This window comes from Nonomuraea sp. GTA35 (genome assembly GCF_041950525.1).
Lineage (GTDB): Bacteria > Actinomycetota > Actinomycetes > Streptosporangiales > Streptosporangiaceae > Nonomuraea.
In genome coordinates this window covers 1,364,207-1,386,997 of sequence record NZ_JBGNUV010000002.1, presented here as the reverse complement: position 1 = coordinate 1,386,997, position 22,791 = coordinate 1,364,207, and the positions used below count along the sequence as shown (strand labels likewise).

The 22,791-nt window shown below is 72.2% G+C and carries 24 protein-coding genes and 1 riboswitch; of the genes, 17 read left to right on the top strand and 7 right to left on the bottom strand.

Features of this window, described 5'->3' with window-relative positions; genetic code table 11:
- Positions 1-37: 37 nt before the first annotated feature.
- Entirely contained in the window at positions 38-1,057 is a 1,020-nt protein-coding gene (locus ACBJ32_RS13065; RefSeq protein ID WP_375126905.1) for an ABC transporter substrate-binding protein, read from the top strand.
- On the opposite strand, the gene ACBJ32_RS13060 is transcribed toward ACBJ32_RS13065, so the two are convergent.
- Entirely contained in the window at positions 1,051-3,471 is a 2,421-nt protein-coding gene (locus tag ACBJ32_RS13060) for a helicase-associated domain-containing protein (RefSeq protein WP_375126904.1), read from the bottom strand. The two genes, ACBJ32_RS13065 and ACBJ32_RS13060, sit on opposite strands and share 7 nt — an antisense overlap.
- A 78-nt stretch (positions 3,472-3,549) precedes the next feature.
- Complete coding sequence (locus ACBJ32_RS13055; RefSeq protein WP_357865512.1) at positions 3,550-4,044, bottom strand: ATP-binding protein; 495 nt, start codon at positions 4,042-4,044, stop codon at positions 3,550-3,552.
- A 336-nt stretch (positions 4,045-4,380) separates the two neighbouring features.
- Here ACBJ32_RS13055 and ACBJ32_RS13050 point away from each other — a divergent pair, with 336 nt between their 5' ends.
- From ACBJ32_RS13050 to ACBJ32_RS13025, 6 genes are all read left to right on the top strand, one after another.
- Positions 4,381-5,202, top strand: coding sequence for a helix-turn-helix transcriptional regulator (locus ACBJ32_RS13050; protein WP_357867037.1), 822 nt, complete (start codon positions 4,381-4,383; stop codon positions 5,200-5,202).
- Positions 5,203-5,439 carry a DUF397 domain-containing protein gene (locus ACBJ32_RS13045; RefSeq protein ID WP_043632079.1) on the top strand — a complete coding sequence of 79 codons (237 nt, stop codon included), beginning with the start codon at positions 5,203-5,205 and terminating at the stop codon, positions 5,437-5,439.
- Positions 5,440-5,538: 99 nt separating this feature from the next.
- Entirely contained in the window at positions 5,539-5,784 is a 246-nt protein-coding gene (locus tag ACBJ32_RS13040; RefSeq protein ID WP_357865514.1) for a hypothetical protein, read from the top strand.
- 48 nt (positions 5,785-5,832) lie between these two features.
- The gene (locus ACBJ32_RS13035; protein WP_375126903.1) at positions 5,833-6,591 is read left to right on the top strand and encodes a hypothetical protein; all 759 of its coding nucleotides are present in this window, start codon (positions 5,833-5,835) and stop codon (positions 6,589-6,591) included.
- Positions 6,592-6,611: 20 nt separating this feature from the next.
- Positions 6,612-7,511 carry a maleylpyruvate isomerase family mycothiol-dependent enzyme gene (locus ACBJ32_RS13030; RefSeq protein WP_375126902.1) on the top strand — a complete coding sequence of 300 codons (900 nt, stop codon included), beginning with the start codon at positions 6,612-6,614 and terminating at the stop codon, positions 7,509-7,511.
- Positions 7,511-7,771, top strand: coding sequence for a sigma factor (locus ACBJ32_RS13025; RefSeq protein ID WP_357865520.1), 261 nt, complete (start codon positions 7,511-7,513; stop codon positions 7,769-7,771). Before ACBJ32_RS13030 ends, ACBJ32_RS13025 begins: the two co-directional genes overlap by 1 nt.
- On the opposite strand, the gene ACBJ32_RS13020 is transcribed toward ACBJ32_RS13025, so the two are convergent.
- From ACBJ32_RS13020 to ACBJ32_RS13010, 3 genes are all read right to left on the bottom strand, one after another.
- Positions 7,768-8,361 carry a histidine phosphatase family protein gene (locus ACBJ32_RS13020; RefSeq protein ID WP_375126901.1) on the bottom strand — a complete coding sequence of 198 codons (594 nt, stop codon included), beginning with the start codon at positions 8,359-8,361 and terminating at the stop codon, positions 7,768-7,770. The genes ACBJ32_RS13025 and ACBJ32_RS13020 overlap by 4 nt on opposite strands.
- A gap of 87 nt (positions 8,362-8,448) precedes the next feature.
- Positions 8,449-9,357 (bottom strand): TIGR03621 family F420-dependent LLM class oxidoreductase, encoded by a 909-nt coding sequence (locus tag ACBJ32_RS13015; protein WP_375126900.1) that lies wholly within the window; start codon positions 9,355-9,357, stop codon positions 8,449-8,451.
- A gap of 76 nt (positions 9,358-9,433) precedes the next feature.
- Positions 9,434-10,087: a hypothetical protein gene (locus tag ACBJ32_RS13010; protein ID WP_375126899.1), complete on the bottom strand. Its 654-nt coding sequence runs from the start codon at positions 10,085-10,087 to the stop codon at positions 9,434-9,436.
- A gap of 101 nt (positions 10,088-10,188) precedes the next feature.
- Here ACBJ32_RS13010 and ACBJ32_RS13005 point away from each other — a divergent pair, with 101 nt between their 5' ends.
- The 10 genes from ACBJ32_RS13005 (at position 10,189) to ACBJ32_RS12960 (ending at position 19,093) form a co-directional block, all read left to right on the top strand.
- Positions 10,189-10,956: a phytanoyl-CoA dioxygenase family protein gene (locus ACBJ32_RS13005; protein ID WP_375126898.1), complete on the top strand. Its 768-nt coding sequence runs from the start codon at positions 10,189-10,191 to the stop codon at positions 10,954-10,956.
- Positions 10,941-11,900 (top strand): phosphotriesterase-related protein, encoded by a 960-nt coding sequence (locus tag ACBJ32_RS13000; protein WP_357865528.1) that lies wholly within the window; start codon positions 10,941-10,943, stop codon positions 11,898-11,900. Before ACBJ32_RS13005 ends, ACBJ32_RS13000 begins: the two co-directional genes overlap by 16 nt.
- Positions 11,897-13,150 (top strand): cytochrome P450, encoded by a 1,254-nt coding sequence (locus ACBJ32_RS12995; protein WP_375126897.1) that lies wholly within the window; start codon positions 11,897-11,899, stop codon positions 13,148-13,150. Before ACBJ32_RS13000 ends, ACBJ32_RS12995 begins: the two co-directional genes overlap by 4 nt.
- Positions 13,151-13,187: 37 nt before the next feature.
- On the top strand, positions 13,188-13,991 hold the full coding sequence (locus ACBJ32_RS12990; protein ID WP_375126896.1) for an SDR family NAD(P)-dependent oxidoreductase: 804 nt from the start codon (positions 13,188-13,190) through the stop codon (positions 13,989-13,991).
- Between the two features lie 9 nt (positions 13,992-14,000).
- Complete coding sequence (locus ACBJ32_RS12985; RefSeq protein WP_375126895.1) at positions 14,001-14,870, top strand: Gfo/Idh/MocA family protein; 870 nt, start codon at positions 14,001-14,003, stop codon at positions 14,868-14,870.
- Positions 14,869-14,997: riboswitch (cobalamin riboswitch) on the top strand. It overlaps the preceding gene by 2 nt.
- A gap of 72 nt (positions 14,998-15,069) precedes the next feature.
- A complete protein-coding gene (locus tag ACBJ32_RS12980) occupies positions 15,070-16,029 on the top strand; it encodes an ABC transporter substrate-binding protein (RefSeq protein WP_375126894.1) in 960 nt (319 codons plus the stop codon).
- Position 16,030: 1 nt separating this feature from the next.
- Positions 16,031-17,065: a FecCD family ABC transporter permease gene (locus ACBJ32_RS12975; protein WP_375126893.1), complete on the top strand. Its 1,035-nt coding sequence runs from the start codon at positions 16,031-16,033 to the stop codon at positions 17,063-17,065.
- Positions 17,062-17,835 carry an ABC transporter ATP-binding protein gene (locus ACBJ32_RS12970; RefSeq protein ID WP_357865539.1) on the top strand — a complete coding sequence of 258 codons (774 nt, stop codon included), beginning with the start codon at positions 17,062-17,064 and terminating at the stop codon, positions 17,833-17,835. The genes ACBJ32_RS12975 and ACBJ32_RS12970 overlap by 4 nt, the downstream gene beginning before the upstream one ends.
- Complete coding sequence (locus ACBJ32_RS12965) at positions 17,832-18,473, top strand: adenosylcobinamide amidohydrolase (RefSeq protein ID WP_375126892.1); 642 nt, start codon at positions 17,832-17,834, stop codon at positions 18,471-18,473. Before ACBJ32_RS12970 ends, ACBJ32_RS12965 begins: the two co-directional genes overlap by 4 nt.
- A 35-nt stretch (positions 18,474-18,508) precedes the next feature.
- Positions 18,509-19,093 (top strand): Uma2 family endonuclease, encoded by a 585-nt coding sequence (locus tag ACBJ32_RS12960; RefSeq protein WP_375126891.1) that lies wholly within the window; start codon positions 18,509-18,511, stop codon positions 19,091-19,093.
- On the opposite strand, the gene ACBJ32_RS12955 is transcribed toward ACBJ32_RS12960, so the two are convergent.
- On the bottom strand, positions 19,036-20,739 hold the full coding sequence (locus ACBJ32_RS12955; protein ID WP_375126890.1) for a hydantoinase B/oxoprolinase family protein: 1,704 nt from the start codon (positions 20,737-20,739) through the stop codon (positions 19,036-19,038). The genes ACBJ32_RS12960 and ACBJ32_RS12955 overlap by 58 nt on opposite strands.
- On the bottom strand, positions 20,736-22,754 hold the full coding sequence (locus ACBJ32_RS12950; protein ID WP_375126889.1) for a hydantoinase/oxoprolinase family protein: 2,019 nt from the start codon (positions 22,752-22,754) through the stop codon (positions 20,736-20,738). Before ACBJ32_RS12950 ends, ACBJ32_RS12955 begins: the two co-directional genes overlap by 4 nt.
- Positions 22,755-22,791: the final 37 nt, after the last annotated feature.

Here is a 22,791-nt window from a genome sequence, read left to right as displayed (position 1 = left end):
CCACACAAGAAGGCAAGCCTAACCTTAGGAGATGTACATGTCGGGACCGGTACTGGCTCGCAGGGGCTTCCTGTCGGGCGCGGCAGGACTCGCGGCGGCCCTGACACTCGCGGCGTGCGGTGATGGCGGGACCACCACGCAGGCGACCCCCGCGGCACCGGCCTCCTCCGGCGCCCCCGCGCAGGGACCCTGGACGTTCACCGACGACCGCGGCAAGAAGCTCGAGCAGCCCAAGGTCCCCACCAGGATCGTCGCCCAGGTGGGCGCCGCGGCCGCCCTGTGGGACTTCGGCGTGCGCCCGATCGCGGTGTTCGGCCCGCACAAGCTGAAGGACGGCAGCAAGGACCCGCAGGCCGGCAACGTGGACATCACCAAGGTCACGGGCCTGGGCAACGTCTGGGACGAGTTCAACGTCGAGCAGTACATCGCCCTGCAGCCCGACCTCCTGGTCAGCAGCATGTACATCAACGGCACCCTCTGGTACGTGCCCGAGAAGTCCAAGGACACCATCGAGCAGGTCGCGCCCACCGCCGGCGTCATGCTCACCGGCAAGAGCGCCGCCGAGGTGATCGGCAAGTACGAGGAGCTGGCCACGTCGCTCGGCGCGAGCATGGAGGGCGTGCCCGAGGCCAAGGCCCGCATGGAGGCGGCCACCAAGGAGCTCGCCCAGTTCAAGGACCTCAAGATCCTCCTGGCGTCGGGCGGCGCGGACGCGTTCTGGGTGGTCAACCCGCCGGAGTACCCGGACATCGTGCACATGGTGAACGCGGGCCTGAACGTGGTCACGCCGGCCAAGGTGGACGAGGGCGGCTTCTTCCAGACGCTGAGCTGGGAGAACGCCGACGAGTACGACGCCGACGTGATCCTCTACGACACGCGTACGCAGGCGCTCAAGCCCGAGGAGATGATGAAGAAGCCCACCTTCGCCAAGCTCCCCGCGGTCAAGGCCGGCCAGCTCTACCCGTGGTCGGCCGAGGCCCCCTTCAGCTACCAGGGGTACGCCACCTTCCTGGAGGAGCTGGTGGCGAACCTGAAGAAGGCCGAACCGCTTCAGTAGGCGCCCCGCACCTCGACGATCTCGGCGAGGGGGAACTCCAGGTAGTCGCCCGCCTCCTCGCACCAGGCGTCCAGCGCCCCGCCCTTGAGCTCGCCATGGCTGATCGTGGCGGTCAGCCCGTCGGCCAGCGTGATGCCGGCGCGCACGCCCCGGTCGACGACGAAGCCGAGCAGCGACTGCTGCGCCGTCGGCAGCCTGGTCGCCATCCTGCCGATGATCGCCCAGGTGCGCCCGTGCTTCCCGTCGTCCGCCCGGCCGGCGGCGACGAGGCGGCGGGCGTGCTCGTACGGGTCGGGCGGAGGCTCGACCAGCATGTGGGGCGGCGCCTCGAACTCCGCCAGACCGGGGAACTCCGACAGCTCGGCCACCTGCCCGCCGGGCAGCAGGATGAGCTTGCCCGGGGCGCTCTCCTCGGCCCTGGCCCGGTGGATGGTGATCTCGCCGGTGTCGGAGACGGGCACGGGGGAGTAGCCGACCTCGCGCAGCGCCGCCAGCGTGCGGTCGGCCGGCGCCGCGCTGACCAGCACCGTGGGGGCCAGCAGCCGCAGCCCCAGCCGGCCCAGCCGCCGGTGGGCGGCGATCTCGGCCAGCAGCGTCGGGTCGGTGGCCTGCACCACGCACCCGACCGTGCTGACCGTGACCTCGCCGTGCCTGCGGGCGGTGTCGCGGATCAGGTATTCGAGCGGCTGCGGGATGGTGCCCACCCCGGCCAGCTCGTCGAGCAGGTCGTCGGCCTCGTACCCCTGGTCGAGCGCCCGCCGCACGCTCGGCGTGGTGAAGCGCCACACCGAGGCCGCGCCGCGCGACTCGCGGTCGGCGCAGCGGTCGAGCAGCGCCGCCAGCTCCGCCGACGGCGGCCCCGTGACGACCGCGGTCAGGTCGGGCCCGAACAGCGCGCTCCTGCGCACGCTGGCCAGCGCGCGGGTGGCCGCCTCCGCCAGCATCGGGTCGTGCTCGACCATCGGGACGGCGTCGTCGTTCTCGTCTCCCGGCCTGGCCGTCAGTCCGGCCAGGGCGCGGCCGAGATCGGTCAGCGTGTTGTTGGCCAGCAGCCCGAGCAGCCTGGCCTCGTCGAGCACGGCGGGCGCGCACTCGCGCATCAGCGCCCTGTCGATCAGCGGGGCGTGCCAGTGGACGTTGCTGATCAGGCTGTCGCGGTCGGCGAAGGCCGTGCCCGAGGGCAGGTGGGCGAGCACCGACAGCACGGCCCTGCGCACCTGGGCGATCACGGCGCCGGCGGGGTCGTCGCCGAGCACGGTGCCGTACTTGCCGTCGATCTTGCGCAGCGACGAGCGCTCCATCCGCCACCACGCCGCCAGCAGCACCCGCAGCCGGGCCGAGCCCTCGTCGAGGCGCCAGCGGTCGAACCGCTCGGTGGGGATCATGCCGCCGGACGGCTCGTCCCAGGCCATCAGCCTGGCCACCGCGCACACCTCGAGCAGCAGCCGCGTCTCGTCCTCGTCGCAGCCGGTCTCCTTGGCCACCCTGCGGACCTCGCGCACGCCCACGCCGCCGGTCTTGAGCAGCGGCAGCGGCGTCTTGGAGGTGTTGTCGAGCAGGGCCGCGCACCGCTCGACCACGTGCGGGGCGGCCAGCGTCATCAGATGGTCGACCTCCTCGGGATCGACCGGGATCGTGGCCAGCTCGGGCGCCTCGGGCAGGTAGGCCGGGTGGTAGCCGGAGCCGCGCAGGCAGATCGCCACCTCGCGGGGGATCTCGGCCTTGTGCCAGCTCGGCCGGAAGAGCAGGCCGTGGTCGGCGCACCACCGCTCGGGGGTGCCGGGGCTGACGAACCGGGCGCCGTCGACGGTGAGCGCGGGGCCTTCCCAGGCGAAGCGGTCGAGCAGCGGCACGGTGCCCTCGGGGGCGTGGCGCATCAGCGCCCTGACGCGGTCGGTGTCGCTGAGCGCCTCGATGACACGGGTGATCATGCGGCGCTTGTTGCCCTGCACGGGCAGGCCGAGGTTGCGGGCGAGGGCGTGCAGCGCGTCGTTGCTGATCGACCAGGCGTTCAGGTAGTGATCAAGGGGCTCGCCGAGGCTGAGTGGCGCGGTCCACCAGCGCGCGACGCCTTCGGCGAGGTGGATGACGCCGTCGTCGCCGGGCCAGGCCAGCGCGTGGTCGTAGAGGTGCTCCAGCCAGGGCGTCACCTCCTCGGGCGGGCTGCTGAGGAAGCGTGCCAGGGTCTCGGCGGTGGGGCGGGTCATGGCCAGGGCGGTCTCGGCGACCTGGAGGCAGGGCAACGGCAGGCGGCGCAGGGTCTCGATCACGGCGACGGCGTTGCCGAGCCGCTGCGCCAGGGTGTCGAGCCGTCTGGGCCAGGGCGCGGCGATGGCGTCGGGCCTGTTGGCCAGGATGCGGCCAAGCCGGTCCTCGTCCAGTGTTCGTAGCCAGCCGAGCAGGTGATCTTCCATCTGTCAGCACTCTCATGGGGTCGCGCGCGGGACTCACCGTGAGCCATGACCATCCACGGTAATGCAGATCACCCCCGGTCAGGAGAGGACTGCCCAGACGATCTTTCCGTGAGGCGCGAGCGCGGACCAGCCCCAGCGGAGGCTGAGCGATTCGACGATGTGGAGTCCGAGGCCACCGGTGTCAAGGGGCCCAGGGTATCGCAGCACCGGTACCGAGGAGCCTGGATCGGTGAAGGCGCTGGTCACCAGCGGCCCCCGGCGTACGAGGGACATCTGGACGGCGTGCTGGCGGGCCGGTTCGTCCAGGCACAGGCCGTGCCGGAGCGCGTTGGTGGCCAGCTCGGAGACCACCAGCTCCATGTTGTCGGCCAGCTCGCCGAGACCCCAGCCGGTCAGCGCGCCCACGGTGAAGCTGCGGGCGGAATGGACCGAGGAGGCGGTGGGCGGGAGCACGAACGTGGCACTCATGGACGGGCCGGGGACCAGCAGATCGCGGGCGGCCTCCGGCCACCAGCCGACAGGGGGCCACCAATCGAACGTGGTCCACTGGCCGGGTGCCGTGGTGGATTGCACGTGATCATTCTGCTGCAAACTCTCGTGCAGGTGCAAGAGCGAATGCACGTGCAGACAACTCGTGCAAGCGCTACCGTTGCCCTCAAATGGTCAATATGGGGGAAAGGGGATCTTGTCCGCGGCCCATGATCTTTCGGCCGTGAAGTGACAGACTGTAGGTGCATACTCCGCTACCCTGCGGTCGCCCGTACAAAGGGGCGTATCGCGGGTGCAACTTCGCTACGTGCGGTGGGCGCCGCCGAGAACGGTGCGGCCTCATCGTGTTGCAAGGAAACGACCAAGGAGCAGCACGTGTCGATTGATCCGCCCGGGACCGGTTCAACCGTTCGGCGCATCATGCTGGGGGCGAGCCTCAGGCGCCTCCGCGAGGCCAGCGGGCTCGACCGGGCACAGGCCGGATTCCACATCCGGGCGTCCGAGTCCAAGATCAGCCGCATGGAGCTCGGCCGCGTCGGATTCAAGACACGTGACGTGGAAGACCTGCTCACCCTGTACGGCGTCGTCGACGATGCCGAACGCCGTGCCCTGCTGGAGATGGTGCGCGAGGCCAACACCCCCGGGTGGTGGCACAAGTACTCGGCCGAACTGCCGTCGTGGTTCACCACGTACATCGGTCTGGAGGAGGCGGCCAGCGTGATCCGCACCTATGAGGTGCAGTTCGTGCCCGGCCTGCTGCAGACGGCCTCGTATGCGCGTTCGGTCTTCCAGCTTGGCAACCCCGATGCGAGTCCCGAGAGAATCGAACGGCGCGTGCACCTGCGCATGCAGCGCCAGGAGCGCTTCACCCAGAAAGACGGACCCCGGCTGTGGGCCGTCATCGACGAGGCGGCGCTCAAGCGGACCATCGGCGGGCGGGAGGTCATGTCCGAGCAGCTCCAGCATCTGCTGGAAGTCGCTGCCCTTCCCAACATCACCATCCAGGTGATGCCCTTCAGATTCGGCAAGCACGCCGCTGAGGGGGGCGCGTTCAGCATCTTGCGGTTTCCCGAGTCCGACTTGTCGGACGTTGTCTACGTCGAGCAGCTCTGGGGTGCCCTGTACCTGGACAAGCGTGAGGACATCGATCCGTACCTCACGGCCATGGAGCAGTTGTGCGTGGAGAGCACCACGCCAGGGGGCACCGTCGAGCTCATCGGCGGTCTTCTCAGAAAGATGTAGATGAACCAGACCTACAACGGCATGCCGGCGGCGGACCTGACCCAGGTCGCCTGGCGCAAGAGCCGCTACAGCAACTCGCAGGGCAACTGCGTCGAGCTCGCGGAGCTTCCCGACGGGGGCATCGCGGTGCGCAACTCGCGCTTCCCCGACGGACCTGCCCTCATCTATACCCGCGACGAGATCCGGGCGCTGGTGCTCGGGGTGAAGGACGGAGAGTTCGACGGCCTGCTCGTGTAACAACATGTTCACACCGGCGCGCCCCGCGTAACGAGGGCGCGCCGGAGGTGTAACCGCCCGGCCTCGTCCTTTGGCCAGGATCGGGTCATGCTCGACCAGATGACTCTGTATCCGATCGCCGACGACGTGCTGTTCGCGCCGGGCGGCAAGGTCGTGATCCGCACCTATGGCGTGGCGCCCGCCACCACTGGCGCCTCCGTCTCCTACCGCACCTGGGTGACCGGCCTGCGCGACCAGCCCCGGTACTGGCACTGGGGCCACTTCGAGGACGCCGCGTCCGGGCACCGCCGGGTCCTGGAGTGGCTCACGGGACGGGGGCCCCAGCCTTCCCAAGCGCCGGCCTGATCGCTATCCTCTGAGCCAAGCAATCGCTTGGTAGCCAGAGGAGGCGTGGTGCGGCGCGCGATCCACCTGATCGAGGAGGTCGACTTCCGGCCGATGAACTCCAGGCGCCCGCTGGAGTACCTCACCTGGCTGACCCGCTACAAGCGCGAGGACGAGGAGCGCGCGGCCCCGGAGCTCACCTCCGGCATGTCCATCAGGTCGCGCGAGATCGACCTCGTCGGCGCCTTCTACGCGGTCGGCATCACCGGCCATCCCCAGTTCAAGGCCGTCACGCTGTGGGACTGCCACGGCGGCTGGGACGGCGGCTGGCGGCAGATGATGGAGATCTACCAGGGCGTGGACCAGCGCCTGTTCCTGTCCGACATCGACGACCTGCGCTTCTCCGCGTACTCCCGGCCACTCGGGGCCGCCCCCGGCTGCCCGCCGCTCGCCGAGGCGCCTGCCGCCGAGCTCTACCTCTTCGAGAGCGCCCGCGTACGCCCCGGGGCCGCGCTCGACTACCTGCACGCCGTCCGCACCGAACGGGCCCCGCTGCTCGCCGAGCACGGCCACACCCTCGTCGGCCTGTACGAGGTGCTGTTCAGCGACAGCGAGGCGGTCACCGTCTGGGCCGTCTCCCTCGACGACCACCTGGCCACCCAGCGCGCCCGCGACGCGGCACTGGGCCTCGACGACGAGGTCGAGCCGGATTCTCGGCTGTTGGACTGGGGAAAACGCGCCCGCGACTACCTTGAGGGCCGCTGGCGTGAGACGCTTCTGGCACCGTTCCCCGGCTGCCGCCTGGCACCAGGGAGCCCGCCGGGTTAGCGTCGGCTGCGGAGGTGGCCATGACGGACTCCTACCTCTACAACGGGCAGAGCCCAGACGACCACGTCGCCTCGTGCCCCGACTGCAGCGCCGCCATCGCGCTGCTCGACGGGCCGGAGACCGCCGCCGGGCCGCCCCCGTCGCTGCGCGAGTCCGTGATGTCCATGGCACGCCGGCGCCGCAGCCCGGCCCCGGTGCCCGTGGCGACGGTCGCGGTCCCGTACGCCGAGCAGGTCGCGCTCATGGACGACCTGCTGACCGCGCTGAGCGCCCCCGACTGGGAGGCCCCGGTCGCCCGGCACGGCACGATCAGGGGGCTCGTCGAGCACCTGGCCGCCAACGACGCGACCGTGGCCCGCTTCATGGGCGTGGCCGGCGCGGGTGTGGCCATGACGGCCGCGCCGATCCACCGGCGCTGGCGCGAGCAGGCCGGGTCCCTGCTGCAACGCGTGTCGGGCAGCACCGAGGTGCTGCTGGACGTGGAGCTGGCCCTGGCCGGCACCAGCCCCACCCCGGCCCGCGCGCCGCTGCGCCAGGCCATGGTCCAGCGCACGTTCGAGACGTGGACGCACGCCGACGACATCCGGGCCGCCACCGACCGCTCCAAGGCCGCGCCCCGCCCCGAGCACGTGCGCATGATCGCCGAGTTCGGCCTGGTCATGCTGCCGCACGCGATGAAGGGGCCGCGCCGCGACGTCTCCGCCACCATCGTGCTGACCGGCCCCGGCGGCGGCACCTGGACGATCCCGCTCTCGCCGGCCTCCGGCCACGTCGGCGTGCTCGTCTCGGCCGACGCCGTGGACTTCTGCCGGCTGCTGGCCAACCGGTGGCCGCCCGGCTGCTTCCCGTACGCCGCCGAGGGCGACCCCGCGCTCGCCCGCGAGCTGATCCGCGCCGCCGCGACGCTGGGATGCGACTGATGAGCGACATGGACCTGTGCGCGCGACTGACGGCCGGCGACCTCGACGCGCTGGCCGACGCCTACGACCAGCACGGCCCGTACGTGTACGGCGTCGCCGTCAAGGTCACCGGCAGCCAGGCGTACGCGGAGGAGGTCACCCAGGACGTGTTCACCGCGCTCTGGGAGCGGCCCCTGTCCTACGACCCCGGCCTCGGGTCGTTACGCGGGTGGCTGGTGAGCAGGGCCCTGCACGAGTCGGCCCTGCGCACGAAGGTCTAGCTCCACAACTGGTTGACGGGGGCGTTCCACGACATGAGCACCGGCTCGGCGTGCTCGAAGCCGAGGCGCGAGTAGGTGCCCGTGTCCAGCTTCAGCAGCCTGCCGTCCTCGGGCGCCAGGCCCAGCCAGCGGGCGGCCAGCACGCGCAGGAAGTGCCCGTGCGCCACCAGCGCCACCCGCCCGTCCACCTGCCTGGCCCGCTCGATCACCCGGTCGGCGCGCGCGGCCACCTGCGCCGCGCTCTCGCCGGGGTGCTCCGCGTCGCCCGGGATCACGCCGTCGCGCCACAGGTACCACCCGGCCCTGGTCCGGCGGATCTCCGGCGTGGTGATCCCCTCGTAACCGCCGTAGTCCCACTCCCAAAGGTCGGCGTCCACCTGGTAGCCGGTCAGCCCGGCCAGCTCCGCCGTGCGGCGGGCGCGCTGGGCGGGGGAGACCAGCACCAGGTCGAACGGCTCCTTGACCAGGGGCGCCAGGGCCCTGGCCTGCTCCTCGCCGTGCTCCGTCAAAGGCAGGTCGGTACGGCCGGTGTGTTTGCCCGCCTTGCTCCATTCGGTCTCACCGTGCCGGAGCAGCAGCATCTCGTTCATGTGTCCCATCATCGGGCACGGCCGATCTCAGCCTGAGGCCAGGTGGGCGCGCCCGGGCGGGCAGCCGGAGGAGTGCGGGCGTGCGCGTCAGGTGGCCAGTTCCTCGACGACGGGCTCGAAGACGTCCAGATCCCGCTCGTGATGCAGCACGAAATACGAAATATCATGCTCATCCCGCCAGTAGCGGAGCTTGTCGGCGATGTCGTGTCGCGTGCCCAGCAGCACCTGCGGCGTCTCGTCCAGCGCGGTGCTGTCGGCCGCGCTCCACGCCTCCTCCGCCTTCCGCTCGCCCGCCTGTATCACGCTGGTGCCCAGTTCGAGCCCCGCGTACCGCTCCCCGGCGGCCTCGCGTACGGCGGCGAGCTTGCCGAGCAACGCCCGCAGCCCCCCGTCGCGCAGGTCGGGCCCGCTTCCGTCGGGCTTCACCCGCATCCCGATGTTCACGACGTCGGCCTCCTCGGCCGCCAGCCGCAACATCCGGGCCCCGCCCGCGCCGATCACCAGCGGCGGCCGGGGCCGCTGCAGGGGCTTGGGCTGCTGGTCGAGCCCGGAGATCCGGTAGTGCCGTCCGTCGAAGTGGAACGGCCCCTCGCCCCAGAGCCCCTCGAGCACGGCCAGGGCCTCCCGCAGCCGCTCGACCCGCACCCCCGGCGGCTCCAGAACCAGCCCCGCGCCCGCGTAGTCGCCGGCCATCCACCCGGTCCCGATCCCGACCTCCAGCCGCCCGCCGGACAGCAGGTCGAGCGTGGCCGCCTCCTTGGCCAGCACGGCGGGGTGCCGGAAGTCGTTGGCGAACACCAGCGTGCCCACGCGCAACCTGCTGGTGGCGCAGGCGGCGGCGGTGAGCGCCGCGATGGGCGCGAGCCTCGGGCCGACGAGGTGATCGGGGACGAGCAGCACGTCGAACCCGGCCCCCTCCAGCCTCCTGGCCTTCTCCGCCCACGCCTTCCCCGAGTCCGCCTCCCGCACCACCGCCCCGAACCTGAACCGCCGCACGCTCGCCTCCCACCAAGTGCTTGCTCGGGATCATAGCCGCGTGGCGCGGTCTTGCCGAATGCGTGCGGGCCGCGGCTCAGGCCTTGTCGCGGGGGTGGGGCAGGGCCAGGGAGACGCCGCCCATGCCGGCCGCCAGGACGATCCAGGCCGCGGCCGCCGCCGCGTTCGGGAGCTGGGCGAACCAGGCGACGGGGATCAGGAACGGGGCCACGATCAGGGCGATCGCCGCCCACTTCGGCGCCGCGCCGGCGAGCGCCGCCACGCCCAGCAGGACCAGCCCGAGCAGTGCCGGGAAGAACCCGAAGCCGGCCACCGCCGTCGGCGCCCCCTCGCCCACCTCCGTGATCAGCTGGTTCGTCGTGGCCGCGTCGAGCCCCACGCGGGCGGCGGCGTAGATGACGTCGTCGGTGTCGACGGTGGGCAGGGTCAGGATGAAGGCGAGGATCATGCCGACCAGTCCCAGCACGGGCCGGCCCGACCTGGCGACCCTGCTCACGGCGAGGAGCCCGGGGATGAGAGCGGCGAAGCTCAGGAGGCCGAGCCGGCTCGGCAGCGCGTACGCGTCCAGGTGGGCGGTGAAGGCCCGGACGTACGGCTCGCCTTCCAGGGTGGCCTGGAACGGGGTGAGCAGCAGCGACAGGGCGATGAGCAGAGGTGCGGCCACCGCGCAGGCGATCATCGCCGTGCGGGTGAACCTCGACGTGACGGACGGGGTGTCCACTGTGGTCATGCTTGCGAGAGTCGGCCAGGAAGGGTGGGCGCGCATGAGTAAGGGGGTACTCAGACGGCGGGGGCTTACCAAGCGCTTGCTTTAGGTGCCAGACTGGTGGCATGGAGATCCCGGTGCGTCAGGCGACCGACGACGAGGCGGCGTTCTTCGCCGAGCACGGCTGGGTACGGCTCGGCCGGCTGGTCCCGCCCGGCGTCGCCGCCGAGCTGCGCGAGCGGGCCACGGGTTACCTGCGGGAGCGCACCAAACGTCACGAGACGCTCGTCGACCAGGCGTTCGGGCAGTCCAGGGACGTCGCGGCGAGTGACGAGGCGTTCGCCGCGCTGACGCTGAGCCCCGCGATGGGCCGCACCGCCGTCCGGCTGCTGCGCGGCGTCCGCGCGGTACGCGTGCAGGTCACCAACCTGCTCGTCAAGGAGCCGGGCGAGCACGGCGCCACCGAGTTCCACCAGGACTTCCCGTGGATGCCGATGGACCGCTCGGCCATGCTCACCGTCTGGCTCGCCCTGTCCGACGTGCCCGCCGACATGGGGTCGCTGCGCTTCTACGACGGCTCGCACCGGTACGGCCTGCTCGGCCGCAGCTTCACCCGCCCCGGCGACGACCAGCTCACCCAGCACCCCTGGCTCAAGGAGCTGGAGCTGTCGCCGCCGCTCGACCTCAAGGCCGGCGACGCGACCGTGCACCACGCCCTGACCGTGCACGGCGCCCCCGCCAACCGCCGCGACACCCCGCGCCTGTCCTTCACCGCCACCTACTTCGACGCCGACGCCCTCTACACCGGCCTGCCGTACAAGCAGACCGACGGGCTCGGCCTGCAGGTGAACCGGCCGTTCGAGCACGAGAGGTTCCCGTGCCTGAAACCGTGAGGGGCCCGGTCGCCGACCTCGGGGCGACGCTCATGCACGAGCACGTCTTCGGGCTGAGCCCGGAGATCCTGTGGAACTGGCCGGACATCCCGGAGGGCTGGGACCTTGAGGCGCGGGCGCGCGAGGCGGCGGGCAAGCTCGACGCGCTCAAGGCGGCGGGCGTCGACACCATCGTGGACCTCACCGTGGTGGGCCTGGGCAGGTACGTCCCGGCCGTCCAGCGCGTGGCCGAGCTGACCTCCGTGAACATCGTGGCCGCCACCGGCCTCTACACCTACGACGCGCTGCCGCCGTACTTCGCCAACCGGGGCCCTGGATCGTTGTTCGGCGGGCCGGACCGGCTGGCCGAGTTCTTCGTCCGGGACCTCACCGAGGGCATCGGCCGCACCGGCGTCAAGGCCGCCATCCTGAAGTGCGCCTCCGACCACCTCGGCCTGACCAAGGGGTGCGAGCGGGTGTTCAGGGCCGTCGCCGAGGCGCATCTGGAGACCGGGGCGCCGATCACCACCCACTCCCACAGCGCCTCCAGGGGCGGGCTCGACCAGCAGAAGCTGCTCGCCTCGCTGGGCGTGGACCTGGGGCGGGTGGTCATCGGGCATGCCGGTGACTCGACGGACGTGGCGTACCTGGAGGAGCTGATCGCCAACGGGTCGTACCTGGGCATGGACCGGTTCGGCATCGAGACGATCAGCCCGTTCGAGGACCGGGTGGCGATCGTGGCGGAGCTGTGCGAGCGGGGGCACGCCGGGCGGATGGTGCTGAGCCACGACTCGTACTGCTTCAACGACCGGTTCGACGCCGGCGTCGTCCGGCAGCGGCATCCCCGCTACCACCTGCTGCACATCTCCCGCGACGTGCTGCCCGCGCTGCGCGGGCGGGGCGTCACGGACGACCAGATCCACCAGATGCTCGTCGTCAACCCGCGGAGGATCTTCGCATCATGACAGAGGACTCTATGGCCGGGGACTTCATGACGGGGGACTTCATGACGGGGGACTTCATGGCCGGGGACTTCGACGTCGGCGCGGACTGGCACGTGGCCGCCCCGTACCCCTTCCTGGCCAGGCTGCGCGAGCAGGCGCCGGTGTTCAGGAGCGAGCACCTGGGCGCGTACGTGCTGACCCGCTACGCCGACGTGCGGGCCGCGTACGGCGACCCCCGCCGCTTCTCCTCCAAGGGCTCGCTGACGATCTCGCGCAGCCTCACCCGCGAGACGCGGGAGAAGCTGGGCGAGCACGGCTCGTTCCTGTCCAGCTTCGTGGCGAACGTGGACCCGCCCGACCACACCCGCCTGCGCCGGTCGGTGTCCAAGGCGTTCACGCCGCGCGCGGTGTCCGCCATGGAGCAGCAGTTCAGGCGGCTGAACGAGGAGCTGCTCGACCGGCTCGCGCCCAGCGGGCACGCCGACTTCGTCCGCGAGATCGGCCACGAGCCGTCGGTCAAGCTGACCGCCCGCTTCATCGGCGTGCCCGAGGCGGACGAGGCGTTCGTGCAGGCACGCGTCAAGGACTGGTTCCAGCTCTTCCTCTCCCCGCAGCCGCCGGCCAGGCAACTGGAGCTGGCCGGCAGCTTCCTGACCTACCTCGACTACGTGGACCGCCTGGTCGCCGCGCGGGCCAAGGACCCCCAGGACGACTTCACGTCCCTGATGACCTCGCTCATCGGCGACGAGCTGACGCACCGCGAGGTGGTGGAGCTGATCTCCACGATCCTGCTCGGCGGCAACGACACCGTGCCCAACCAGCTCGGCAACACCGTCCTGCGGCTGCTGCGCGAGGGCGCCTGGCCGGTGCCGCCCGAGCTGGTCGCGAACGCCTCCGAGGAGTGCATGCGCATCGACGGGGCGTCCCTGGGCTCCTTCCGGTACGCGGCCGACGACGTCACCCTGCACGGCGTGACGATCCCGCGCGGGGCCCTCGTGCTGCTGTCCACCGACTCGGCCGCCCACGACGGGACGGTCTTCCCGGACCCGGACCGGTTCGTGATCGACCGGCCGAACGCCGCCGAGCACCTGGTCTTCGGCTACGGCATCCACTTCTGCGTGGGCGCCGCGCTGGGGCGGCTGCAGTTGCGCACGGCGCTGGAGGTGCTCGGCCGGCGGCTGCCGGGGCTGCGGCTCGCGCCCGGCCAGGACATCTCCTACCGCAGGTCGATCGTGGGCCGCGGCCTGACGTCCCTGCGGGTGGACTGGTGAGCGGGCTGGTGGCCCGGGTGAGCGGGCGGGTGGAACGGTGAGCGGGCGCTTCGACGGGAAGGTGGCGCTCGTGACAGGCGCCGGGTCGGGCATCGGGGCCGCCTGCGCCGCCCGCCTGGCCGCCGAGGGGGCCTGCGTCGGGGTCCTCGACGTACGCACGGCCGGTGCGCGGGCCACCGCCGCCGCCATCCGCGCCCGTGGCGGTACCGGGATGGCGCTGACCTGCGACGTCTCCGACGAGAAGCAGGTGGAGGAGGCGGTGGCGACGCTGGTGGCCTCCTTCGGCCGGGTCGACGTCCTGCACTCCAACGCCGCCGTGCTCGACCACGGCGTGTACGGGCGGGACCGCGAGCTGGAGACGCTCGACGTGGCCGTCTGGGACCGCACCATGGAGGTCAACCTGCGCGGCGCCATGCTCATGGTCAAGCACGCGGTGCCCGCCATGCCCGACGGGGGCGCCGTCGTGCTCACGTCGTCGGTGTCCGCCCTGGTGGGAGACACGGCGCACGCGGCCTACGGGGCCTCCAAGGCGGCGCTGATCGGCTTCACCCGGTACGTGGCGACCATGTACGGCTCGCGGGGGATCCGCTGCAACGCGGTCGCGCCCGCCCTCGTGCTCACCCCGGCCGCCGAGCGGGCCATGACGCCCGCGCAGCTCGCCGACAAGCAGGCCGAGCGGCTGCTGCCGTGGGCGTGCTCGATGGAGGACGTCGCCAACCTGGTGGCGTTCCTGTGCTGTGACGAGTCCCGCTGCCTGACGGGGCAGACCCTGGTGATCGACTCGGGCACCCTCGCGCACCGGCCTCAGCACGCTGTTGAGCAGTGGCGCTCGCGGCCGTAGGTTGCACCGGTGAGCAATCAGAGTGAACCGGTGGCGGTAGGACTGATCGGGGCGGGGCCGTGGGCGCGGATGGCGCACGCGCCGATGCTGGCCAAGGGGCCGCACACGCGGCTGGCCGGGGTGTGGGCACGCAGGCCGGAGGCCGCCGCCGAGCTGGGGGCGCCCGTGTTCGCGACGGTCGAGGAGCTGTTCGAGCACTGCGAGGCCGTGGCGTTCTGCGTGCCGCCCGCCGTGCAGGCCGAGTACGCCGTGCGGGCCGCCCGCGCAGGGAAGGCGCTGCTGCTGGAGAAGCCGCTCGCCGACACCCTGGAGAACGCCGAGCGGGTGGCCGGGGCCGTCGCCGAGGCGGGCGTGGCCTCCCAGCTGGTGCTCACCCTCAGGTACGCCCCGCAGACCCGCGCCTTCCTCGCCCGCTGCGCCGAGATCGACCCGTTCGGCGGCCACGCCGCGAACATCTCCGGCATCCTCCTCGGCGACCACCCCTTCGCCACCCCCTGGCGGCACGCGCACGGCGCGCTCCTGGACATCGGCCCGCACGTGATCGACCTCCTGGACGCCGCCCTGGGCCGCGTCACCGGCGTCCGCGCGCACGGCCACCCGCTCGGCTGGACGGGCCTGCTGCTCGACCACGAGGGCGGCGCCGTCAGCGAGGTGTCCCTGTGCATGACGGCCGCCGGCGACCCGCCGCCGCAGACGATCGCCGTGTACGGCCGCGCGGGCAGCGCCGTCCTGCCGCACTTCGACGACGACCCCCTGGAGACGGTCGCCGAGGAGTTCGCCAGGACCGTGCGCGACGGCGGCGGGCATGCCCTCGACGCCGCCCACGGCCTGCGGCTGCAGCGGATCATCGCCGAGGCGCAGGCTCAACTCGCCCCTTGACGCAGGCGGCATCCGAGGCATTGATAACGTTTGTCCGATGCGCAGAGCGCAGCGAAGTCCGGTGCGAGTCCGGCGCTGTCCCGCAACTGTCATAGCCAGGTCGCCTGCCTCCGCGCTGACGTCATCAACCCTCGTGGAAAAGGGTGATCCGTCGCACTATGCGGGTCTCTCGGTTCCGAACAGTGTGAAAGGACTTCTCGTGAGGCCCGTACGTACGGCCTTCGCGGGCGCGCTGCTGGGAACGCTCCTCCTGGCCGGATGCGGCCAGGGTGGCGACACCACCACAGCGTCCGCCCCCACCACGGCCGCCCCCACGGCTCCCGCCGCCTCCTCCGGTGGCTTCCCCGTCACCATCGAGGCGGGCAACGGCAAGGTCACCATCTCCAAGAAGCCCCAGCGCATCGTCTCGCTGTCGGCCACCCACACCGAGACGCTGTTCGCCATCGGGGCGGGCCCCCAGGTCATCGCGGTCGACGACCAGTCGAACCATCCGCCCGAGGCCCCCAGGACGAACCTGTCCGGCTTCAAGCCGAACGTCGAGGCCATCGTCGCCCAGAAGCCCGACCTCGTCATCGTCTCCGACGACCTCGACAAGGTCGTGGCCGAGCTGGGCAAGGTGAACGTGCCCGTCCTGCTCCAGCCGGCCGCCACCGAGCTCGACGAGGCGTACGAGGAGATCGCCGAGCTCGGCGCGGCCACCGGCAACCAGGCCAAGGCCGACGAGGTCGTCTCCGGCATGAAGGCGGCCATCGGCAAGCTGGCCGCACAGGCGCCCAAGGACAAGCGGCTCACGTACTACCACGAGCTCGACACCACGCCGTACGCCGCCACGTCCAAGACCTTCATCGGCCAGATCTACGGACTGTTCGGCCTGACCAACATCGCCGACAAGGCGCCCGACGCGGCCGGCGGCTACCCCAAGCTGTCCGCCGAGTTCGTGGCCCAGGCCGATCCCGACCTGATCTTCCTGGCCGACGTCAAGTGCTGCCAGCAGAGCAAGGACACCCTGGCCAAGCGGCCAGGATGGCAGAACCTGTCCGCGATCAAGAACGACCAGGTGGTCCAGCTCGACGACGACATCGCCTCCCGGTGGGGGCCGCGGGTGGTCGACCTGGCGGAGGCCATCGGCGCCGCGGTCTCGAAGGCGGGCACGAGCTGACGTGGTGACACAGGCGGGCCCGTCCAGGGCCCGGCCCCTGTGGGTGGTGTGCGCGCTGGGCGTGCTGGCCGTCTCCATGATCGCCGCTCTGCTCGACGGGGCCGCCGACATCTCGCCCTGGCAGGTCGTGCTGCAGGTCGTGGACTGGCTGCCGTTCACCCACGTGGACTCGGGGCTGGCGCCCGTCGAGCAGGGGCTGCTGTTAGAGCTGCGGCTGCCTCGGGTGCTGGTCGCCGCCGTGGTCGGCGGGCTGCTCGCGATGGCCGGCGCCGGGTATCAGGGCGTGTTCCGCAACCCGCTCGCCGACCCGTACCTGCTGGGCGCCGCGGCCGGGGCGGGGCTCGCGGCGACCGCGGCCATCGTGCTGCTCCCGGCCGTGGCCGGGAGCATCCCGGTGGCGGCCTTCCTGGGGGCCGTGGGCGGCGTGTTCCTGGCGTACACGCTGGGCAACACCGCCGGGCGGGCCGGCGGCACCGCCACGCTGGTGCTGGCCGGGGTGGCGGTCACCTCGTTCCTGACCGCGATCCAGACGTTCGTCCAGCAGTTCAAGGTCGAGGAGTTGCAGCGCATCTACTCGTGGATCCTCGGCGACGTCGGCGGCGGGTGGGACCAGCTCTGGCTCGTCCTGCCGTACGCCGCCGTCTCCGCCGTGCTGCTCCTGCTGCACGGGCGCATGCTGGACGTGCTGTCCGTCGGCGACGAGGAGGCCACCAGCCTGGGCCTGCGGGCCGCCAGGGTGCGCCTCATGGTGCTGCTGGCCGCGTCGCTGGCCACCGCGGCGGCCGTGGCGGTGAGCGGGCTGATCGGGTTCGTCGGGATCGTGGTGCCGCACGTCGTGCGGCGGATCGCGGGCGGCTCGTACCGGATCGTGCTGCCGCTCTCGCTGATCGGCGGGGCGGCGTTCCTGGTGCTGGCCGACCTCGTGGCGCGCACCGTGATCGCGCCCGCCGAGCTGCCGATCGGCGTCGTGACCATGTTCGTGGGCGCGCCGTTCTTCGTGGCCGTCCTGCGGATGACCAGGCGGGCCGCCACATGATCAGCGCTCGCGGCCTGTCCGTGCGGCTCGGGGAGCGCGACGTGCTCGACGGCGTGGACCTCGAGGTACGGCGCGGCGAATGGGTGGGCGTCATCGGGCCCAACGGAGCCGGCAAGTCCACCCTGCTCAAGGCGCTCATGGGGCTGGTCGGGCACCGGGGCGGCGTCCTGCTCGACTCCCGGCCGTCCGGCGGGCTCAAGCCGCGCGAGCGGGCCAGGCTGCTGGCGTACGCGCCGCAGACGCCCGCCCTGCCGCCGGAGATGACGGTCTTCGACTACGCGCTGCTGGGGCGCACGCCGTACATCCCCTACCTGGGGCGCGAGAGCCGGCACGACCGCGAGGTGACGGAGTCCGTGATCGAGCGGCTTGACCTGACGTCGCTGGCCGGCCGCCGCGTCGGGGAGCTGTCCGGTGGGGAGCGGCAGCGCGTCGTGCTCGCCAGGGCGCTCGCCCAGGAGGCCCCCGCGCTGCTGCTGGACGAGCCCACCACCGCCCTCGACCTCGGGCACCAGCAGCAGGTGCTGGAGCTGGTGGACCGGCTGCGGCGCACCGACGGGCTGACCGTCGTCACCACCCTGCACGACCTGACCGTCGCCGGCCTGTACGCCGACTCCCTCCTGCTCCTGACCGGCGGCCGGGCCGTCGCCTCGGGGGAGCCCGCCCAGGTGCTGACCGAGGAACTCGTGGGACGGCACTTCGACGCGCATGTGAAGATCGAGCCAGGGCCCGACGGGCGGCCCGTCGTGCACCTGGTGCGGGGAGGGCCGTGAAGCTCAGCTATCGCATGGAGGAGGGGGCCCGGCTCGGGTCGTTGCTCTGGGAGTTCGGGCCCGGATGGCGGATGATCTCCTCGGCCATGCTCGGGGGCGGGATCGGGCCCCGGGAGTGGGTGCTGAACGCGCAGGTCGTGGCCGGGTACGCGCGGATGGACCCCGTCGATCACCTGGCGTCGCTGGGGCCTCGGGACGGGGCCGGGGTCGGGATGATGACCGCGGCCTCGGTGGATCGTTACGTGCGGGCCGCCGATGGGGGTGTGGAGGCGTACGCGACCGTGGGGCTGCGGGTTCCCACGTGGGCGGCGGCGCCGGAGGGGCACGTCGATCCCGAGCTGGCGCCCATGCGGGTCGGGACGATCAACCTCGTGGTCGTGCTGCCCGTGGCCATGACGGACGCGGCGCTGGTCAACGTGGTGATGACGGTCACGGAGGCGAAGACCCAGGCGCTCGTCGAGACGGGCTTCGCCGGGACGGGGACGGCCTCCGACGCGGTGTGCGTGGCGGTGCCTGTCGCGGGGGAGGAGGAGGTGTTCGGCGGGCCTCGGTCGGAGTGGGGGGCTCGGGTGGCCCGGGCGGCGCACGCGGCGGTGCGGCGCGGGGCCGAGGAGTGGCGGCCTCGTCACTTGAAGTGAGGGAAAACGGGGAAGTGGCATGGCAGGTGACCGCAATGGCGATCGGAACAAGGCGCACGGTCCTTCCCGGCGCGCCGCCCTTCACTGTCGATGACCTGCTCACGTTTCCGGACGACGGGAACCGTTACGAGCTCTTCAACGGGCGCCTAGTCGTGAGCCCAGCCCTCAGCCTCCTGCACCAGGATGTGATCTTCCGACTGCAGATGATCATGCACCAGGTGGTGCCGCCAGGTCTGAAGGTGTACAACACCGTCAATCTGCGCGCGTCCGAGAAGGATCTGTACATCCCTGATCTCGTCGTGGTGAGAAAGGCCACGGTCAGGCCCAAGCTGCTCATGCTGGCTCCCAGCGACCTGGTTCTGGCCGTGGAGGTGACGAGCCCGAGCACCGGATCCATCGACAGAGGGGCCAAGACCGATGCCTATGCGCGGGCGGGCATTCCCGCTTACTGGCGCATCGAGCCCTTCGAAGGACCGACCGTCTACGAGTTCGAGTTGAGCGGCGACTCCTACAGGGGCCCGATCGCGCACAAGCCTGGCACTGTGCTGACCGTGTCCACGCCCTACCCGGTCAGCTTCGACCCGGCCGACCTGCTCGACGAGGATTGGCCGAACCCGTAGTCCTCAGCCGCACCCCGCGCCGAAACGCGCCCGGCGTCGAGGTCCGCCAGCACCGCCTCCCGATCCCGCTCGGCCGCGGGCCCCAGCCCGCCCCCGCCCGTCGTCTCCACGACGAACGCCTCCCCGGCCGCGAACCGCACGTTGTTCACCTTGGACGCCAGCCGCTCCACCGTCCCGTCCAGCCGCCGCCGGTAGAACCCGCCCAGCCGGCCCGGCAGCCCGCCCTCCCGCCCCGGAGGCGCCAGGCGCAGCCGGTCGCCGCGCGTCGTGACGTGGCAGTCCGCCAGGAAGCGGTACACCGTGCGCGACCCCAGCCCGCCCCGGTAGCGTCCGGGGCCGCCCGAGTCGGGGATCGTCTCGATCGACTCCACGATCAGCGGGCAGCGGCTCTCCACCGGCTCCACCTGCGGCACCGAGTTCCGCCCGACGCCGAAGTGCACGCCCGTCGCATCCGGCCCGTCCAGGCCGCGGCGCGCGCCCACGCCGCCGAAGTCGTACGACAGGTGGATCCAGTACGGCGCCCCCACCGCCGAGATCGAGAACGGCTGCAGGATCCCGCTGGCCGCGATGGCCCGCTCGGGCACCGCGTCCGACAGCGCCTGGAAGACGGCCTCCATGGCGGCGTAGATCGGGACGTACCGGCCGCCGCAGGGGTGCGGGGAGCGGGCGTTGAGCAGCGAGCCCTCCGGGAGATGCACGTCGATGGCGCGCAGGCAGCCGTCGTTCATGGGGATCGTGGGGTCGAGGAAGCAGCGGATCGCGAACACGGCGGCGGCCAGCGACTGCGACGCCGAGGCGTTGATCGCCGCCGGCACCTGCGGGCCGGTGCCGGCGAAGTCCAGCGCCGCCGTGCGCCGGTCCAGCGTGACGGCCACGCGGACGTGGTGGTGGCGGTCCGGGTCGATCCCGTCGTCGTCGATCGGGTACGACGCCTCGAACCGGCCTTCCGGCAGCTCCGCCAGCGCCGCCCTGGTCCTGGCCTCCGTGTGGTCGAGGTAGCCGTCCACGCCCGCGGCCAGGCCGTGCTCGCCGTACTCGGCGATCAGGGACTCCATGCGGGCGGCGGCCACCGCCGTGCCGGCCACGAGGGCGCGTACGTCGCCCATGACCTTGTCCGGGGTGCGGCTGTTGGCCTTCAGTACCGCCTCGATCGCCGGCTCCAGGCCATCGGCGGTGGCCAGGCGCACCGGGGGGAGCTGGAGGCCCTCCAGGAAGATGTCCGTGGCCAGCGGGGCCATCCCGCCTGCCGAGAGGCCGCCCAGGTCGGAGACGTGGATCATGGTGGCGGTGAAGTAGGCGGGTGCGTCCTGGACGAAGACGGGGCGGTAGACCAGCAGGTCGTTGGTGTGCACGCCGCCGCGGTAGGCGTCGTTGAGGGCGTACACCTCGCCGGGGCGCATCGTGTCCGGGGGGATGTCCCTGAGCAGCTCGGGGAGGGCGAGCTTGAGCGCCATGCTGTTCATCAGCGTGGTGGCCATGGAGTGGGCGATCAGGCGGCCGCGGGCGTCCAGGACGGCCGCCGAGGCGTCGGAGCCCTCGACGATGAACGTCGAGTACGCCGAGCGCACCACCACGATGCTGGCCTCCTCCGCGGCCACGACCAGGGCGTTCCTGAGCACCTCGGCGGTCAGGGAGTCCGTGGTCATGGGGCGTTCCTCCTGGTGAGGTGGATGGCCCGGGCGGGGGAGAGGGCGGCCGTCCAGGAGGGCGGGATGACGGTCGTGGCCTCGGGGTCCTCGACGATGGCCGGGCCGCGTACGGTGCCGCCTGCCGTGGCGAGGGTCTGCCTGGTGTGGACGGGAACGTCGGTGTAGCCGCCGCACTCCGGGAAGTACGCCTTCCGGGTGCCGGGCGTGCCGCCGGGCGGGGGGCTGTCCGGTGGAGGGCTGCCCGGCGCGGGGCTGTCCGGTGGGGTGGTGACGCGGACGCGGTAGCTGACCAGCTCGATCTCGCCCCGCTGCGTGATCCCGTACACCTCCGCGTACCTGCGGAAGAAGCGCGACTCCAGGACGGCGCGGTCGGCGGACCAGTCCACCGTGAGGTCGTGGGACTGGCCCCTGAATCGGACGTCCACCGAGCGCAGCACCCGCACCCCCGGCGCCCCGAGCGGGACGTCGAGGTCGGCGGCGGCCTCCTCGGCCAGCGAGGTGAACAGGGCCCCGGGGTCGGGGGCGTCGAGGCGGGACAGGACGCGTTCGGTGGACAGAGCCCCCGACAGCAGGCCCGCCGCCGAGGCCACCCCGCAGTGGGCCGGCACCACGACCGTTCCGATGCCGAACCGTTCGGCGATCCGGGCCGCGTGCATGGGCCCGGCACCGCCGAAGGCCACGAGGGCGAAGCCGCGGGGGTCGATGCCGCGTTGCACCGTGACCACGTGCACCGCCGACGCCATCGAGGCGCTGACGATCTCGTGCACGGCGTACGCGGCCTCCTCCCGCGGCACCCCCAGCGGGGAGGCCAGCCGGTCCAGCGCCTTGTCCGCCAGCGGGGGCGACAGCGGGATGGAGGCGGAGGACAGGTAGCCGAGCACGAGGTTCGCGTCCGTGACGGTCGGCTCGGAGCCGCCGAGGCCGTAACAGGCGGGCCCGGGGGACGAGCCGGCCGAACGCGGGCCGACGCGCAGCGCGCCCGCCGGGTCCAGCCAGGCCACGCTGCCCCCGCCCGCCCCCACCTCCGCCAGGTCGATGGCCGGGGTCTTGATGGGCACGCCGGTGCCGGCCCGCCGGCCGCCGAAGCTGCCCTTGCCGCCCACGTGGAACTCGTGCGTGATCTCCGGCCGCCCGCCGCGCACCACGCACGTCTTGGCGGTGGTGCCGCCCATGTCGAACGAGATCGCGTCCGCGAACCCGGCCCCCGCCGCCGCCAGCACCCCCGCCGCGGGGCCCGACTCGATCGTGGCCACGGCCCGCCTGGCGGCGAGCTCGGCCGAGATCACCCCGCCGCTGGACTCCATCACGTGGACGGGCGCGCGGATCCCGATCTCCGCCAGCCGCTCCCGCAGCCGCGAGAGGTACGACGCCATCAGCGGGCCGATGTAGGCGGACATGATGGTGGTGGTGGCCCGCTCGTACTCGCGGATCTCGGGCCACACCTCGGAGGAGGTGACGACGGCGGGGATCGTCTCGCGCAGGATCCGCGCCACCCGGCGTTCGTGCGCGGGGTTCGCGTACGCGTGCAGCAGGCACACCGCCGCCGACTCGATCCCGCGGGCCGCGATCGCGGCGGCCGCCCGGCGTACCGAACCGGTGTCGAGGGGGGTCAGCACGGCGCCGCGGGCCGAGACGCGCTCCACCACCTCGAAGCAGTCGCCCGGCGCGACCGGGGGAGGCGGCGGGGTGAAGCGCAGGTCGTAGCGGTCCTCCTCGACGCGGGCGTACCGGCCGAGCGGGACGGCCGCGCGGAAGCCCTGGGTCGTGACGAAGGCGACCCGCACCCCGGTGCGTTCGAGCACCGCGTTGGTCGCCAGAGTGGTCGCGTGCACCACCCGCGTGACCTGCGCCGGGTCCCGGCCGCCGAGCACGCGCGTAACGCCGGAGACGATGCCCGCGATGGGGTCGTAGTGGGTGCTCAGACATTTGGCCACGGATATCGCGCCGGACGTGCCTCTCAGGACCACGTCGGTGAAGGTGCCGCCGACATCGACGCCGATCGCGTAACCCATCCAGGTACGTTATGTCCCCGAGCAAGCGCTTGTCTAT

Coding starts and splice junctions, on each gene's coding strand:
- ACBJ32_RS12950 (WP_375126889.1), bottom strand. CDS start 22,754: ATGGGTTACGCGATCGGCGTCGATGTCGGCGGCACCTTCACCGACGTG.
- ACBJ32_RS13030 (WP_375126902.1), top strand. CDS start 6,612: ATGACGGACTCCTACCTCTACAACGGGCAGAGCCCAGACGACCACGTC.
- ACBJ32_RS13050 (WP_357867037.1), top strand. CDS start 4,381: ATGCTGGGGGCGAGCCTCAGGCGCCTCCGCGAGGCCAGCGGGCTCGAC.
- ACBJ32_RS12955 (WP_375126890.1), bottom strand. CDS start 20,739: ATGACCACGGACTCCCTGACCGCCGAGGTGCTCAGGAACGCCCTGGTC.
- ACBJ32_RS12995 (WP_375126897.1), top strand. CDS start 11,897: ATGACAGAGGACTCTATGGCCGGGGACTTCATGACGGGGGACTTCATG.
- ACBJ32_RS13025 (WP_357865520.1), top strand. CDS start 7,511: ATGAGCGACATGGACCTGTGCGCGCGACTGACGGCCGGCGACCTCGAC.
- ACBJ32_RS13005 (WP_375126898.1), top strand. CDS start 10,189: ATGGAGATCCCGGTGCGTCAGGCGACCGACGACGAGGCGGCGTTCTTC.
- ACBJ32_RS13040 (WP_357865514.1), top strand. CDS start 5,539: ATGACTCTGTATCCGATCGCCGACGACGTGCTGTTCGCGCCGGGCGGC.
- ACBJ32_RS13060 (WP_375126904.1), bottom strand. CDS start 3,471: ATGGAAGATCACCTGCTCGGCTGGCTACGAACACTGGACGAGGACCGG.
- ACBJ32_RS12970 (WP_357865539.1), top strand. CDS start 17,062: ATGATCAGCGCTCGCGGCCTGTCCGTGCGGCTCGGGGAGCGCGACGTG.
- ACBJ32_RS13045 (WP_043632079.1), top strand. CDS start 5,203: ATGAACCAGACCTACAACGGCATGCCGGCGGCGGACCTGACCCAGGTC.
- ACBJ32_RS13010 (WP_375126899.1), bottom strand. CDS start 10,087: ATGACCACAGTGGACACCCCGTCCGTCACGTCGAGGTTCACCCGCACG.
- ACBJ32_RS12960 (WP_375126891.1), top strand. CDS start 18,509: ATGGCGATCGGAACAAGGCGCACGGTCCTTCCCGGCGCGCCGCCCTTC.
- ACBJ32_RS13020 (WP_375126901.1), bottom strand. CDS start 8,361: ATGAACGAGATGCTGCTGCTCCGGCACGGTGAGACCGAATGGAGCAAG.
- ACBJ32_RS13065 (WP_375126905.1), top strand. CDS start 38: ATGTCGGGACCGGTACTGGCTCGCAGGGGCTTCCTGTCGGGCGCGGCA.